Raw genomic sequence first — 16,240 nt, 5'->3', positions numbered from 1 at the left:
CTGGTCGGCAACCCAATCCCTCAGATAGATACCGTTCGCGTCCAGAATGCCAGGGGCTCGCCCAGCTGCGGTAGCGCCAATTGCCAGGCCAGCGGCCTTGCAGCCGGTGATTTGGGCACCCTTGTTTTCCCTTCTACAACCAGCCAGCATGATCTGCGGATCGGCTACCTCGAGGTAGCCGAGGCCGGTGGCAGCGAAGTGAGTCGCTATCGTGCCATCGAGCTGGGTGCTGGTGCCTCTCTTGGCTTCAACGATCAACACCACGCCTATTACATCGAGCGTCTGAGCCTTGCCTATGGCGCCAAGGTTACCTTGGCGCCTGGGCGTTATTGGATCGGCCAGCTGGACATGGCAGCTAATAGCCAGATTCGTGTGGCCGGCGGTAACGCTCGCCTGATGGTGGGCAATTCCCTCAACGTGCCTTTCCAGGCGCGTATCAATGGGGTCGATGACGGATCGGGGCAAGCGGAAGCTCTGCAGCTCTTTGTGCGAGGCAATCTGACCCAGGAGTCGTCGAGCACGATCAATGCACTGGCCTATGTCGACGGTGATTATCGCGCAGCCTTCTCAGCCCTCCTGAGCGGTGCCCTCAACGCCCGCAGCGTCGACTTGGCCAGCGCTGCACGCGTGGTGACCCGCGAGGCGGCGATTGGCACGCTGGACTGGAATCGTCAGTGCCGCGAAAGCACCGACCTCGACAGAGATGGCTCACTGGACCTGTTCGACGACGATACCGATGGCGATGGCCATGATGACGAGCGCGAACGCCTTGCTGGCAGCGATATCCGCAATGCGCAGAGCACGCCTCAGGTCACGCCTCCGCCGTCCCAGCCTAACCTCTGTGTCGCCGCTTTTAGCAAAGGGCTGCAGACCCATGGCAATGAAGGTCGTATCAGCTTCGGCCTGAATGCCCAGCTGCGTGATGCGCCATCGGCCTACCTACCGGCACTGTTGGTCGAAAGCAGCTTTGCGTCTACGGCCCGAAGCTGCGGTGCTCAGAACTGCCAGGCCAGTTACTCCACAGTTGCAGTTCCGGCCTTGCCGACTTTCCTCAAGACCACCGATGGCTATCGCCAGGATGTAGGGTTTGCCGGGAGTGTCGTCCTGGATGGCAGTCGTAAGGAGTGGGCGCGGCTTGCTGTGGGTGGCATGGCCAAGGCGCGCTTCGCCACGCCGGGCACCTATCGCCTGCGCGAGCTGGAGGTTGGCTATCGAGGCATCCTCGAGTTGGCGCCAGGCGACTATTGGATCGAGAAACTGACCCTGGCCAGTGAGGCGCGCGTGCTACCCATCGGTCAGGGAACGGTCAGGCTGCACCTGTTGGGTGGCCTTGATCTGCCCTGGCAGGCGCGACTCAACGCAGCGGGTTACGAGCAGCCAGGAGAGCCATCGCGGCTATTGGTGTTGACCGGAGGCAACGTCACCCTGGCGTCCAGCTCGACACTGGCAGGTTTCGTCTACAGCCGAGGCAAGCTGACCCAGCAGTATGGTTCTCTGCTCTTTGGTGGCGCAGTGGCTGGCAATGTTGCGCTGGAAGCCTTGGCGCGCACTCGTTTCAATCCAGCTGCGCTTGCTGCTGTGGATTTCGGAATGCTCTGCGATCTGGATGGCGATGGTATCGGCGATAGCCTGGACTCCGATCGCGATGGCGATGGTGTGTCTAACGAGCATGAAGAGCAGGCCGGCTCCAATCCGAATGACCCCAATAGTGTGCCTGCGGACCAGGACAAGGACGGCATCCCGGATATTCTTGACCCGGATCGTGATGGCGATGGCGTAGCCAACGGCCAGGATGCCTTCCCGGACGACAAGAATGAATCCAAAGACTTGGATGGTGACGGCGTTGGCGACAACGCCGACCCGGACCGCGATGGCGACGGTATTTCCAACGATTACGAGACCGAGGCCGGCACCGATCCGAATAATGCGGCGAGCGTGCCTGCGGATCAGGACAAGGACGGTATCCCGGATAGCCTGGACAGTGACCGCGACGGCGATGGCGTAGCCAACGACCAGGACGTCTTCCCGGACGACAAGAATGAATCCAAAGACCTGGACGGCGACGGCATTGGCGACAACGCCGACCCGGACCGCGACGGCGATGGTATTTCCAATGACTACGAGATCCAGGCCGGCACCGACCCGAATGATCCTGCGAAGGTACCAACCGACTTGGATCGGGACGGAGTGCCAGACGCGCTGGATATAGATCGCGATGGCGATGGTGTACCCAACGATATCGATCTGTTCCCCGACAATCCTGGCGAGCTCAGCGACCTGGACCGCGATGGTATCGGCGATAATGCCGACCCGGATCGCGACGGCGACGGCATTTCCAACGACTACGAGACCCTGGCCGGCACCGATCCGAATAATGCGGCGAGCGTGCCGGCTGATCAGGACAAGGATGGTATTCCCGATAGCCTGGACAGCGATCTGGATGGTGACGGCGTAGCCAACGATCAGGATGCTTTCCCGAGCAATCCGGCGGAGAGCAAGGATCTGGATGGCGATGGCATTGGCGACAACGCCGACCCGGACCGAGACGGCGACGGTATCTCCAACGACTACGAGACCCAGGCTGGTACCGATCCGAACAACGCGACGAGCGTGCCGGCAGATGAGGACAAGGACGGCATCCCGGACAGCTTGGACAGTGATCGTGACGGCGATGGCGTGGCCAACGACCAGGACGCCTTCCCGGACGACAAGACCGAGTCCAAGGATCTGGACGGTGACCGCATCGGCGACAACGCTGACTCGGACCGCGATGGCGACGGCGTCTCCAACGACTATGAGACCCAGGCCGGTACTGATCCGAGCAACGCCTCCAGCGTACCGCCGGACCAGGACAAGGACGGTATCCCGGACAGCCTGGACAGCGACCGCGATGGCGACGGCGTGGCCAACGAGCAGGACGCATTCCCGGACGACAAGAACGAATCCAAGGATTTGGACGGCGACCGTATTGGCGACAACGCCGACCCGGACCGCGATGGCGACGGCATCTCCAACGACTACGAGACTCAGGCCGGCACCGATCCGAATAATGCGGTAAGCGTGCCGGCGGATCAGGACAAGGACGGCATCCCGGACAGTCTGGACAGTGATCGCGACGGCGATGGCGTAGCCAACGACCAGGACGCCTTCCCGGACGACAAGACCGAGTCCAAGGACCTGGATGGCGACCGTATTGGCGACAACGCCGACCCGGATCGAGATGGTGACGGCATCTCCAACGACTACGAGACTCAGGCCGGCACCGACCCGAACGACGCCAACAGTAAGCCTTCCGACCAAGACAAGGACGGCATCCCGGACAGCTTGGATAACGATCTGGATGGCGACGGTGTGCTCAATCCGGTCGATGCATTCCCGGGCAACCCTGCGGAGAGCAGTGACCTGGATGGCGACGGTATCGGCGACAACGCCGACCCGGACCGCGATGGCGACGGCTTCTCCAATGCTCTGGAAGAGCAGGTCGGTACCAATCCTAACGACGCCAGCAGCAAGCCGGCCGACCAGGACAAGGACGGTATCCCGGACAGTCTGGACAGTGATCGTGACGGCGATGGCGTAGCCAACGACCAGGACGCCTTCCCGGACGACAAGACCGAGAGCAAGGACCTGGACGGTGACCGCATCGGCGACAACGCCGACCCGGACCGCGACGGCGATGGTATCTCCAACGACTACGAGACCCAGGCCGGTACCGATCCGAACAACGCGGCGAGCGTGCCGGCGGATCAGGACAAGGACGGCATCCCGGACAGCCTGGACAGCGATCGTGACGGCGATGGCGTAGCCAACGAGCAGGACGCTTTCCCGGACGACAAGACCGAGAGCAAGGACCTGGACGGTGACCGTATCGGCGACAACGCCGACCCGGACCGTGACGGCGACGGCATCTCCAACGACTACGAGACCCAGGCAGGTACCGATCCGAACAACGCCTCCAGCGTGCCGCCGGACCAGGACAAGGACGGTATCCCGGACAGCCTGGACAGCGACCGTGATGGCGATGGCGTAGCCAACGAACAAGACGTCTTCCCGGACGACAAGACCGAGAGCAAGGACCTGGACGGTGACCGTATTGGCGACAACGCCGACCCGGACCGTGACGGCGATGGCATCGCCAACGACTACGAGACCCAGGCCGGTACCGATCCGAACAACGCCTCCAGCGTGCCGCCGGACCAGGACAAGGACGGCATCCCGGACAGCCTGGACAGCGACCGCGATGGTGATGGCGTGGCCAACGAGCAGGACGCCTTCCCGGACGACAAGACTGAGAGCAAGGACCTGGACGGTGACCGTATCGGCGACAACGCCGACCCGGACCGTGACGGCGACGGCATCTCAAACGACTACGAGACCCAGGCCGGTACCGATCCGAACAACGCCTCCAGCGTGCCGGCGGACCAGGACAAGGACGGTATCCCGGACAGCCTGGATAGCGACCGCGATGGCGATGGCGTAGCCAACGACCAGGACGCCTTCCCGGACGACAAGACCGAGAGCAAGGACCTGGACGGTGACCGCATCGGCGACAACGCCGACCCGGACCGCGACGGTGATGGCGTCAGCAACCAGGACGAAGAGGCTGCCGGCACCAACCCGAACGATGCGACGGACTTCCCGGACCGCCAGGCGCCGGAGGTCGGCATCGACGGACCCGAAGTCATCAGCGTCAACGAGGACAGCGTAAGCCTGACCGGTAGTGTCAGCGACGCCCGATCGGGAGTGGATCGGCTCGAATTCACCTCGGACCGCTATTCGAACGCGCGCTTCGCCGTGACCCTGCAGAATGGCAAGTGGACCGCCAGCGTTCCGTTGCTGGAAGGTAGCAACCTACTCACCCTGACGGCCTTCGACAAGGCGGGCAACAGCGCGCGGCTGATCCGTACCGTGGAACGAGTGATTCCCGCCAGCGACATCGGCCTGGTCATCGACTATCCCCATCAGGGTGCCGTCCTCAACAGTGCCACCCTGGTGGTGCGAGGCATTCTGCGCAGCGATAGCCCTGCGCAGAAGATGGAGGTGCAGGTCAACGGCCAGGTCGCGACACTCACGCCTACCTCCCAGGTGACAGAGTTCGGCTTCCAGTCCCCGGCCATCACGCTACAGCCCGGTAACAACACCCTGGCGATCCAGGCCAAGATCGATCAGCGCAGCGTGCAGCGGACCATCCTGGTCACCTACCAGCCGCCGCAAGCCAGCTTCCAGCCGCCGCGCTTCGACAACCTGTCGCCGGTGAATGGCAGCCTGCTGCCGGGCGAAGGCTTCGTGCTGACTGGTCAGGTATACGCCGAGGCGGGGCTCGATCGGGTCAGCCTGAACGGGCGCAGCCTGGTTCTGCGCGAGGTAGGTCAGCAGCTGATGGACCTGCGCGAGGTGCTGAATGTGCCCGCCGGGCAATCCTCGTTCAGCGTCGAACTGCTGGCGCGGGATCGTACCGGCCAGGAGAAGCGCCAGAGCCTCAGCTGGCAGCTGGACAAGCAGCTGCCGCAGATCATCCTCGACCAGCAACTGGTGGACCTGCCGGCGGAGAACCGCGTCAGCGAGCAACCCTTCCCGGTCAGCGGCACGCTGCGGGAAAGCAATCCGGCCAGCTTCCAGATCAATGGTAACGACGTGGCCCTGCAGCCGGGTGCCCAGGCGGGAGAGTTCCGCTTCTCTACCAGGGTGGCACTGTCTCTGGGGCAGCCGGTCACCCTGACGCTGGACGCACGCGACCAGGCCGGGAACCAGCTGCGTCGCGAGTACAGTCTAGAGCTGTCGGGGCAGGCCGCGATCAACTGGGTGCTGCCGACCGAGGGCACCGAGCTGCTCAACCTGGGGCAGCCGATCGACCTGCAGGTGGCGGCGCGCATCGAGGACCTCAGCGGCCAGCTGGTCCCCCGCGCGGTGCTGCTGTCGGCCAACGGCGATACCCTGAGCGAGGCGGAGCTTGCCGGCGACACCACGCTGAAGAGTGCGAACCTGCAGATACCGGCGCAAAGCGGCGAATATCGCCTGCTCGCCGTGCTGCAGAACGCCACTCAGCAGGTGATGGCGCAGAGCAGCCGGACAATCAAGGTAGTCACTCCGGTGCAGGTGCCGCTGGCGTTGGAACGCATCTCGCCGGACAACGGCGCGCGCGATGTCGAGCCGAACGATTTCATCGGCTTCTACTTCAATCAAGCCGTCGATCTGAGCAAGCTCGAGGTCAAGGTCTTCGAGACGGCACACGGCAAGAGTTATGTCGATCTGGACGGCCTGGGCACCGACGAGCTGAACGCCAAGGGACACCAGCTGGTTGACGTCAACCGCGACTTCCAGCCGGTCAGCGGCAAGCTGTCGGAGCTGCCGGGCAGCCAGGTGGTCGCCTTCTACCCCGAGCAGGATCTAGCCTACGACGCGGAAATCACGGTCGAGGCGACCTACGCCGGCGAGGAGCTTGGCCGCATCCGCTACCGCACCCGCCCGCTGCCGACTCTTATCACTGGCACCTTGATGGACCAGTTGAGCCAGCCGGCAGTCAACGTCGAGGTGCGTATCGAGGAATTGGGGCGCAGTACCGTCACCAATCGCGATGGCGGTTTCAGCTTCGGCTTCGCTGAAGGTGCCGAGCGGAACATCGCCGGAGGCCAGTATCAGCTGCAACTCAACCCGGGCCAGGCGAACAAGAGCTACGGCAGCAGCAGCCGCGCGATTACGGTCCAGCAGGGCGCCTTGAACGATATCGGCCGCGTACCGTTGTCGCAGCTCAGCTCGGAGCTGCCCTACGTTCCGCTGCGTGGTGGCGAGCAGTTCAGCCTGCTGCAGGGTGAGATCAAGCTGGATCTCACCCAGGCGCGCCTGCAGTTCCCCGATGGCCAGCAACAGGGCGATGTGCATGCCCAGATGCTCACCATCACCGAGCTGCCCTTCCCGGTAGATCCCATGGCAATGCCCTACTGGATGTACTCGCTACAGCCGGGCGGGGTCCGTGTGGAGGGTGAGGTGAGCCTGGATCTGGCCGCGCTGCCGCTGGGCGACAGCCATGAATATCTGCCGGAGAACGGTGGCCACGTCGTGATCGTCGGTCTCGATCCGGAAGCCGGCCGCGTCGTGCCGGTCGGCGTCGGGGTGATCGACAACTTCCGCATTCGCAGTGTGGGCAAGCTGGAACTGCACAGCCTGGATCTGCTCGGCTTCGCCCTGGCAGGGTTGGAAGCCCAGCCTGCACTGCAGGCCTATGCGACGGGCGATATCAACCTGCGCCAGCTGCAGGCGGAACTGTATAGCGTGATCAAGGCCGCCCAGGCGGCCCAGGGACAATGACTCAAATGGACAAGCCGGTGATGCAGTACTCCACTCGACTCCTCAAAGGCGCCTCTGTTGGCAGGGGCCTGCTGGCCGCATTGCTCCTGCTGCTGCCGGCCTGGTGCGGAACGGCTCATGCCTTCGGCCTGCTGAGCATCCCGGGGGTGTACATCCCGCAGACCTATCTCAAGATCGGCGCCGCCTATACCCGGGCGATCGTTCCCGGGCCGAACGGCCGCCCCGTCTACGTGGAGTTCAACACCAGCGGCAAGGAGGCTGCCGAGATCGGCGAGGCGACCGGCCCGCTGGAGCGTGCCAAGGTCATGCCGGCGGGCACCTATCGTGCCTACCTGCAACGCCTCAGCGATGCCCGTCAGCGCTACCCCGACAGCCAGGTCATGAAGGCCTCGGAGTACCGAGGCAAGACGTTCAAGACGGTGACCGGCGAGACCATCAAGAAGCCTTCGATTTCCATGAGCTCGCTGACCGTGCTGGTCCGCGCTGACGAGCAGCTCTTCTCTACCGATGGCAAGGAGCTGCTGCTCCTCGAGCTGCCCATCAAGTCCGACGTGCAGCCCAGCAGCAGTAGCCAGTCGCTGCTGTTGTCCGAGCAGGGTGACATCCTCCATCAGACGGCCAATACCATCGGCTATCGGGTCGGTTTTCACGGCAAGGACGGCAAGGTCAACGAGAACCTGGGGCGTGATCGCGAGTCGCAGATCTATGGTCCGCTCGCGGGAGTACCCATACGGCTGTGGCACGAGGGCGGCACCACCACCGGCGAGGATGGTCGCTATGTAATGCCCTACATGCTGCCGCCCTGCCCGGGCTTCTCCATTGAGTACAAGACCGACGCCTATCTCGAGCTCTACTACAAGCGCTTCAATCCGCGCGGCAAATCCTATCTGCCCTATTACATAGTCCGTCCGGACTGGGATTTCTGTACCGGCTTCGAGGTGTACAGCTGGCTGCTGATGGGTATCAAGCTGAGCATGGCCATGCCGGCTGAGCCCAATCTCGACTTTCCGCTGGACCTGATGGTCATCGATGGCGCCGCCACTCTGCGTGGCGCGAAACTTGGCGGCAAGACCGAGTACAGCTCCGAGACCGGCGAGCGTGACCATCGTCTGCAGGAGAAGTACGACTTCGACGGCGATGAGAAGCCCGACTGGGCGGTGCCCGGCAAGAAGGTCAAGAAGGAGATCGATGGTGAGGAGCGTGAGGTCTTCGTCAAGACCAGCCTGGAGGAGGCTGAGCTCCAAGGCATTTACCTGTCGAGTCGCTACGAATCCGTGCCGGCCGATACCGAAGAAACCGGCCCTGACTTCACACGCCTGATCGATACCTCGCCGGACTTCCAGGATCGAGCTCTGCTCGAAACTATCAGCGAAGACGACCTGCGAGACACCGACATCTATGTATTCCGCGAGTCCAACGGCCAGTTGGTTGCCGAGCGCAGGGGCCTTCATGAGTCGGAGCTCTACAAGAACTATTCCGGTGTGGATTCCGAAACAGGCAGCTTCCGTTTCACCATTCACTTGCGTGGTGAAAAGGAGGGCATATTCAGTTTGTGGGGAATCGACCAGGGAGGGAAGGAGTTCACCAAGTGGCAGAGTGCCGGTGGCTTCAAGGAGGAGTTCCAGAAGCGCAATGCCAACCACCTGAAGCCGGGCGAGATGGTGCGCATCATCGCCATCAACCGTCCCACTGGCTATATGGGTAGCCTGCGTTACCAACTTGAATCTGCTGATGTCAGTAGCGGGTACATGGGATTCACTGGCCAGCAGATCGAGATGAGCCCGCCCAACCTCAAAGTCTGGGCCGAGCGCAAGAACAAGATCGAACAGGGCGCGACCAAGGGCGAGGAGAAGAAGCAGCTGATCGGCAACGAAGGTGCCGGTCTCGGCAGCGACATCAGCATCGCCATCTATACCGATTGGCTCGACGTCGACGGGACTCCCTTGCCCGAGGAGCTGGCCGATTACGGCTATACCGGGCGGCTGGCGAAGATCGTTGCGGCCAATCAGCTGGCTCCGGTTGGTGCCAATAATCTCTCCCAGTTCCAGATCAAGCCCGGTCAACACGTCCAAGTAATTCAACTGCCAGAGAAAGTGTTGGCCAAACAACACTTGTATCTACAAGTCGCAGGTCAGCCGACTAACCGAAATCCTGATTTTTCCTCTGGTGGCGGTAGCGGGATTCTCCAATATCGTCCCTCCAAATTTGTGCCGGTCATGGTGCCTTTGCATGATGAAGAGGCTAGCGAATTGGCACGGCAGGCTTGGAGCAAAGCAAAGAAAGAAAACCCGGAACGCGAATACAAGAAGCCAGAGCCTCTATATAGCTGGGTTTATCGGCCAGAGCTCCAATTCAGTCTCTACGACCTAAATGTCAACTCTCTTCGTCGTGATACATATGTTGGGGAAATGGAATTAATAGGGAAGGATAACCCCAGTATATCGGCAGCTGATAATAAGCTCACAGTGCTATTCGATTTTATTAAATCTGAATTTTCAGAGTTAACACTGTGGGGCGGAGAGAAGGCTTTTGTCTTCGACCTTGGAGGGCGAGAGATTAAAGCTACTCTTGGAAAGTCAGGACAGGTAGAGTTTGATGATCTTTCATATATATCATCTTTGGCGCCGGATGATTTTCTCTCGCTACGGCTTTTGTCCAATGGCGACGCGGGAAATATTCTTTGGGAATGGTCGGTTAATACTCAGATAGTTGTCACGCCTGATAATTATAGGGTGTCCGCCAACACGGCAGAAAGAGATTTGTTGGCATATGTTCTGTTGAGTGAAGAAGAGCTAAAGCAGGAAGGCAAAAAAATAAAACTGCTTTGGTCTGTCTCGGGGCCTAGTGGGAAGCTTGAGTCGGTCCTGACGGATGTTGAAGGAGGTTTGGCAAATAATAAAATAACTACCAGTCGACGTGCAGGTGATTCATATTCCGTAAAGGTCGTGGTGGCTCAGTCCGATTATAAGCGGATACCTGTTGGAACTGAGAAAGAGTTTGGGCCTTATATTGTTGAGGCATATGTTCCTGATAGGGTTGAGCTGACAGCCTCCAAGGATGAGGTGCTTGCTAGTGGCGTCGATACTGTAAAACTAACTGCGAAAGTATGGGATAAATATGGTAATGCAGTGGCGGATGGTACGCGCGTAGACTGGGGGCTGGGTTATAGCGGTGAGCTAATAGAAGAGCAGTTATTCACTCAGGGCGGAGTGGCTACTGCCATATATGTGGCAGGTCAAGAAGCTATCCCCACAGATGTCAGCGCAACCGCTGGGGCTGTAACGGCGGAAAAATCTATTGCCAAAGTACCATTCCAATTTTCTGTGCATGTGTCGAAGGGTGCTATTAGTTACGACAGTAACGAGACCTCGATAATTACTATTACCGCAAATCGCGCACCGGAAAAAGCAATAGATCTGGCATTGAGCACTACAAAGGGCGTGTTATCAGGGCCGACTACGTATGGTGGTGGGGCGGTCCGTGCCACGCTGTATGCATCGGCTGAGCCAGGGGAAGGAGATGTTCGGGTTGGCATGGCTGGTGATGAAAAGATCATCTCTGTCTTACACAAGGCTGAAGCTGGAAAATTAGGTATTGTATTTGACCAAGCTGCGTTGTCATCTAAAGCCTCTGCATCTGTTGAGCGTCTGAACGGAGGGAGTGTTGTCTATGCAATGCCTCAGTCGGCGACGGGGACTGTTTATGGCCCGGCAAATACAGATGTAATTATTCGGGCTGGCAGTTTTTATGCCCCGAATAGTCGTGAGTTGCTTCATTTGGATATGGTGGGTATAGACTCTGCGCAGGTCGGAGGGCAAGACCAGCGGGTTATCACATCTACCAATGATCTATACCAGGCCGTAGTGAACTCCATCGAAGCTGAAATAGATATGGGGCAATCCTATACTATGCCAGGCGCCAGTTTGCATTTGGGAAGCGGTTATTTATCACTGGCCAATGCACCTGCTCTCGAAGTTGATGAGAGTTTCTTTCTCAATGCGAGATTCCGCGCCAATCCCGCTCTTTTGGAGTCAGCGGCGGAAATATATGTTCTTCGAAAGCTAGGGCAGGATGGCGGAGAGGTATTTTCTCTGCGGCTTATCCCAGACTCTGGGATGTTTCGAGTGGTGGCCCGTGTAGTTACTGAGGGTGGCGAGTATGAGGTCACATCTTCGACTAAAGTAAGTCCTGAGCAATGGGTGCTGGCTGGCATTCGATATGATTCAGGTCAGCTGCAGGTCGACGTAGATGGCAAAACTGAGTTTATTGCCGCAGCAGGTGCTATCAAACCTCAAGGTGTGAGTGGCGCATTTATATTTGGCGAAGGATTTATTGGCCACCTTGATGACATTAAATTTGGTAAAGAAGGCTCCGGCAGTAGGGGGGCTGTAGTTCTATTTGAGGATGGTAGTACTGTCCAACAGATTCGTTTAGATGCCAATGGTCTCGGCCATGTCTCCGTGAAACTTGCCGAAGGATTTGATGGGCGCATGTTGCGTGTCGGGTTCTCGGTTTTGGAGGCTAGCAAAGATGGGGTTACAGTCCGCAAGGACATAAAAGTCATGAATGACTTCTACTCCAGACTTACAGGCTTGGTGATAGATTCAGCTATTGCCGAATCTCTACAGAAAGTAGATCGCCATGAGGGTGGCATCGCGGTGGCTGATTCGGCATCTTTTTCCGACGCGATCAACTATATGAGGGAGAAGGGTGGGGCAGCATTCGACTATGTTCAGGCTGCTGGGAAGTTGATTTACGAAATAAGCGGTTTGTCGGATCTATATACCATAGGTAATGCGCTTTATCTGATCTTTAATGGAAGATGGGACGAAGTTGACAAGATGGAGTTGGCCTTTGCGGCCATCAGCCTAACGCTGACAATCGTTACCGTCGTGGTTTCGGGAGGCGCGGGGGCCGTCGCTGTAGGCCCGCTGCGAGCAAGTCTGGCTTTCCTCAAAGCGTTTTTAAAGGAATTGGTAATGGACCCGGTGGCGCTTTTGAAAGCCGGGGGGTCTATTTTCAAGTACACCGCTAATCTGGTGGTTAAGTTCTTCAGAGAAGGGGGGCGCGCTGTAGTTAAAGAAATATCTGCTCTCGGAGATGCGCTGAAAGGCATGCTCAGCTCCGCCGGCAGGGCATCGCTGCAGTTGTTCATGGCAACTGTGCGTAGTATGCGTGACCTGAAGAACTTCCTAGAATTGAAGGTCGTTCTGCGGAGGATGCAGGGCCTGCAGTGCCCGCTGGCACAAGCTGACATATTGTCTGGAGGTGATGCGTTCTATCTGGCGCGCTTGTCATTCCTGACGAATATTGAATGGGCTGAGGCCGCGCCGCCGGCCGGTGCACTTTGTGGCTCGCAGCTCGAAAGTTACATTCTCACCTTGCGGAAGCAGATGTCTGATCAGAAGGGAGGGATTTTCTTTGATGATGTTGTTTCCGTTGTGAAGACCCTGGCCGACTCTCAAGGAAAGCTTTCTGTATCTCGCGAGAGTCTGGACACGTTGAAGCGTCTTTCTGAGACCGGTAATAGCGCTGCGGTGAAGAATATCCTCGAAGCTATGCGAGATGGCCGTTTGAAGCCACACCCGTTATCCCAGAACCCATTAGATGATATGAGTGAGGCTGCTGTGATTTCCGGGCAGGTACAGAACTTCTCAAGCTTTGATTACATGATGAAACTGTTTGACTATGGCTTGCGAAGAGGTGGCGATCCCAAGGACTTCCAAGCCTTGCTTAAGCACCTGGAGCCGAATAAGAACGCCGAGATCACCGGCTATCAGTACAAGCGACTGATCGGCGAGCTGAAGGGCGCTGAGGTAATGGAAGATGTTTTGAAGAGCAGAGGCGTAGATCTGCAGTTTGTCAGGGCCAATGATATTGTTGCCTCAGATGACTTTGGTCGTCTTGGCAAGCAAGGCGTGGACGCTGTGTACAAAAGTGAAAAATACAAGGATGTATATGGAGAGTTCAAGAATATGGGGGCTGCTTCTGGGGCTAAGCGTGAGGAGTCCTTGGCCCGACTTGATAATCAGTTTGTTAAGCATATGGAAGAGAACGTAGTCGGCAAGCTGCAGATGCCTGGCTGCACATGGAAGAATGGTAATAAGCCACCCTTCTTGCAATATGTGGTGATGGGGGGGTTCTTTAAAAATGCTCAAGATGTTGATGCTGTTAAAAAGCGTTTCGTAGAGAAATTGGCAAAAAGTCCAACGCTGAAAAATTTGGCTGAATGCTTTGAAGTGAAGCCAGGTAGTGCTGGGAAATTAAGCCAAATATTTGATATGCATTGGGATCCGATTGAAGTTAAGCCATTTATTCAGTGATGAGGTGGGTAGTGCAGTACGGTAAGGCGCGGTCATTCGGTTCTAGAAGCGAATATATTATCGATACGGTAATGGAGTTGGATCGAGGCCGTCTCTTCTACGCGTTTTGCACCCCGGGTGAAGAGAATTCTTACTTGCGAGCAGTGGATGCTTCTACGGGCGATCATTTCTGGACTTATGCGGAGCGCGCTGGATCCGGTGCTTGGTGGACTATTCATGGCGAGTTTCTGATAAGTACGGATCAAATCCTCGATATCAATACTGGGTTATGCCTGTTCGATTTCTTTGGTTCGTTAGGATCAGAAGAAAAGCTGCAACCATACTTTATCCAATTGGACGAGCATCACTTGATGTTTGAGGTGCGCGGGGCGGAGCGCGCCATGCGATATTTGGTTGTTGATACGTGCGCTTGGCTCGCAGTTGCACCAATAGAGTTGGAGTTGTGCCATTCATTTATTTATGAAGGTTGCATTTACGGGTGGATGCAGGGTGAGAACGAGACCTGCTTATATGGCTATAGGTCTCAGGTTGGGGCGGTAGACATGGTTGCTCGAATTGAGGTTCCCTTGCAGCTAAGGTCGGCCTTTCGTGTGATGAATTACATGATTGCTACTTCTGACTATGCAACATGGATGAAAATTGATGTGCATAGCGGGGCTGTCTCGGTGATCCCGCTGTCGGCTCCTGATAATGGGGCTCTTCATCCGGCAGGCGTGTCGGGTGGGAATATTTATTTTTCGTCCTGCAGTGGGTTGCAAGAGTACTCTGTTATCGATGATAACTTTCGCCAGATCATACAGCACTACGTATCTTCTGTTTGCGTTCTTGATGGCATTTTATATGGTATAGAGTCATACCAAGATGAACACTCGGTTGATCATGATGCCCCATTTGCGCTGAGTCTGGTCGATGGGCAGTATCTTTGGAACGGCCCTTCGTTGAGAAATTGCAATCACCTGCGGGTGAACGAGTTAGGTGTATTTGTCGGTATTGCAGGGGGGAAGATTCATCACTTCCCTGCACTTGAGCATGTGGTGCGCGAGCGTGGCAAGGCTAGCAACTCGAAAGCTAAGCCTTTCAAGCTGGATCTCTCTCATTCGCCTTATATCGAATTGCTGTCCGATCCCATCGGCCTGCTACAGGCCATTCAACGGAGGGTCGTGGCAGATGGGCATGAAACTACTGTCGCCGCTGTTGCTGCAAGTAACACTCTCGGCTTGGTCGCCTTCGTAGAGTACGGTGACGATGTAGACTTTCCTTTGCTACGTCTGCTTGATCTTCGGACCAATGAGATTTTGGCTATCGATAGCACCGATCTTATTAATGCTCCGATGATAGATGACATTGCCTTTACCAATGAGGATGGCAAGCTCCAGCTTGGCTTTCGTAGCGGTGGGCAGAGATTGGTTTCGCTCGATGTTGTTGCCAAAACAGTGCTATGGGAATGAGCGTTTGCGAAGTTTTATTTCTTTTTCACGCCCCCAGATAATATTGGCAGCTGCTATTGCTTCGTTGCCAGGCGGTTTTTTTCTGCTTGTCTTTAACTATCTACGCATGGGTATGCGCAAGCACGCTTTTTTTTGTCTATTGTTCGCCTTTCTTCTAAGTGTAGGGTTGGTTGTATTGTTTCTCTCGTTACCTGCGAGTCGAATTGATCGTTTTTTTCCTCTGTTGTCCTGTGTGCTGATGTTCTTCATCGCTCGATCAATGCCTGCCTTTTCTGCCTCTTGGTTGAGCTGGTTATTTGCTGTTTTCTTTGCGCTGATTTGGCTAGCGTTTGAAATTGTATTAGGGGCGTGGTTGTATCAATTTATCCATGGTTGATCTGGTCGCTCCGCTCTATATTCACAGTGTATTTAGTGGGCCGGCTTACAGCCTGTGTATTATGGCCGCTGTTTTTCTGACTTAGTTCAGCGAATTTTGTAATGCATGCTTCTTATCCAGAGCCCATCACTCGCCCTATTGAGCCCCTGCGCTCCCTGCCTTTCGCCTTCGCCAAACGCCACGGCGTACTGCTGCGCGAGCCCTTTGGCCAGGCGCAGCTGCAGGTGCGCCGCGGTGCCAGCCTGGCGGCCGTGCAGGAGGCCCAGCGTTTCGCCGGTCGTGTGCTGCCGCTGCACTGGCTGGAGCCGGAAGCCTTCGAGCAGGAACTGACCCTGGCCTATCAGCGCGACTCCTCCGAGGTGCGGCAGATGGCCGAGGGCCTTGGCGCCGAGCTCGACCTGGCCAGCCTGGCCGAGCTCACCCCCGAATCCGGCGACCTGCTGGAGCAGGAAGACGACGCGCCGATCATCCGCCTGATCAACGCCATCCTCAGCGAGGCGATCAAGGCCGGCGCCTCCGACATCCACCTGGAAACCTTCGAGAAACGCCTGGTGGTGCGCTTCCGCGTCGACGGCATCCTGCGCGAAGTGATCGAGCCGCGCCGCGAGCTGGCCGCGCTGCTGGTCTCGCGGGTCAAGGTCATGGCGCGCCTGGACATCGCCGAAAAGCGCGTGCCGCAGGACGGCCGTATCTCGCTCAAGGTCGGCGGCCGCGAAGTCGATATCCGCGTCTCCACACTGCCCTCGGCCAACGGCGAGCGGGTAGTGCTGCGCCTGCTCGACAAGCAA

At 57.6% G+C, this 16,240-nt stretch carries 5 protein-coding genes; all 5 read left to right on the top strand.

The genetic code is table 11. The annotated features are described in order from the left end of the window. Window positions 1-198 precede the first annotated feature (198 nt). Complete coding sequence (locus N7607_RS11040; protein ID WP_279867828.1) at window positions 199-7,305, top strand: thrombospondin type 3 repeat-containing protein; 7,107 nt, start codon at window positions 199-201, stop codon at window positions 7,303-7,305. Further along, window positions 7,302-13,628, top strand: a complete 6,327-nt coding sequence (locus tag N7607_RS11035; RefSeq protein WP_279867827.1) for a hypothetical protein — start codon at window positions 7,302-7,304, stop codon at window positions 13,626-13,628. Before N7607_RS11040 ends, N7607_RS11035 begins: the two co-directional genes overlap by 4 nt. A gap of 11 nt (window positions 13,629-13,639) precedes the next feature. After that, on the top strand, window positions 13,640-15,076 hold the full coding sequence (locus tag N7607_RS11030; protein WP_279867826.1) for a hypothetical protein: 1,437 nt from the start codon (window positions 13,640-13,642) through the stop codon (window positions 15,074-15,076). Beyond that, the gene (locus N7607_RS11025; protein ID WP_279867825.1) at window positions 15,045-15,452 is read left to right on the top strand and encodes a hypothetical protein; all 408 of its coding nucleotides are present in this window, start codon (window positions 15,045-15,047) and stop codon (window positions 15,450-15,452) included. Before N7607_RS11030 ends, N7607_RS11025 begins: the two co-directional genes overlap by 32 nt. Before the next feature lie 101 nt (window positions 15,453-15,553). Continuing rightward, window positions 15,554-16,240, top strand: a 687-nt coding sequence (locus N7607_RS11020; RefSeq protein WP_279867824.1) for an ATPase, T2SS/T4P/T4SS family, incomplete at its 3' end; no start/stop codon positions are given.

It is taken from the genome of Pseudomonas sp. GD04019 (assembly GCF_029837695.1).
Classification (GTDB): Bacteria; Pseudomonadota; Gammaproteobacteria; order Pseudomonadales; family Pseudomonadaceae; genus Aquipseudomonas.
Note: the sequence above shows the minus strand (reverse complement) of the source record. Positions and strands in the feature narration are given on the sequence as shown.

Excerpts from the sequence above, each read along its gene's own strand:
- N7607_RS11035 (WP_279867827.1), top strand. The coding sequence starts at position 7,302 with ATGACTCAAATGGACAAGCCGGTGATGCAGTACTCCACTCGACTCCTC.
- N7607_RS11025 (WP_279867825.1), top strand. The coding sequence starts at position 15,045 with ATGTTGTTGCCAAAACAGTGCTATGGGAATGAGCGTTTGCGAAGTTTT.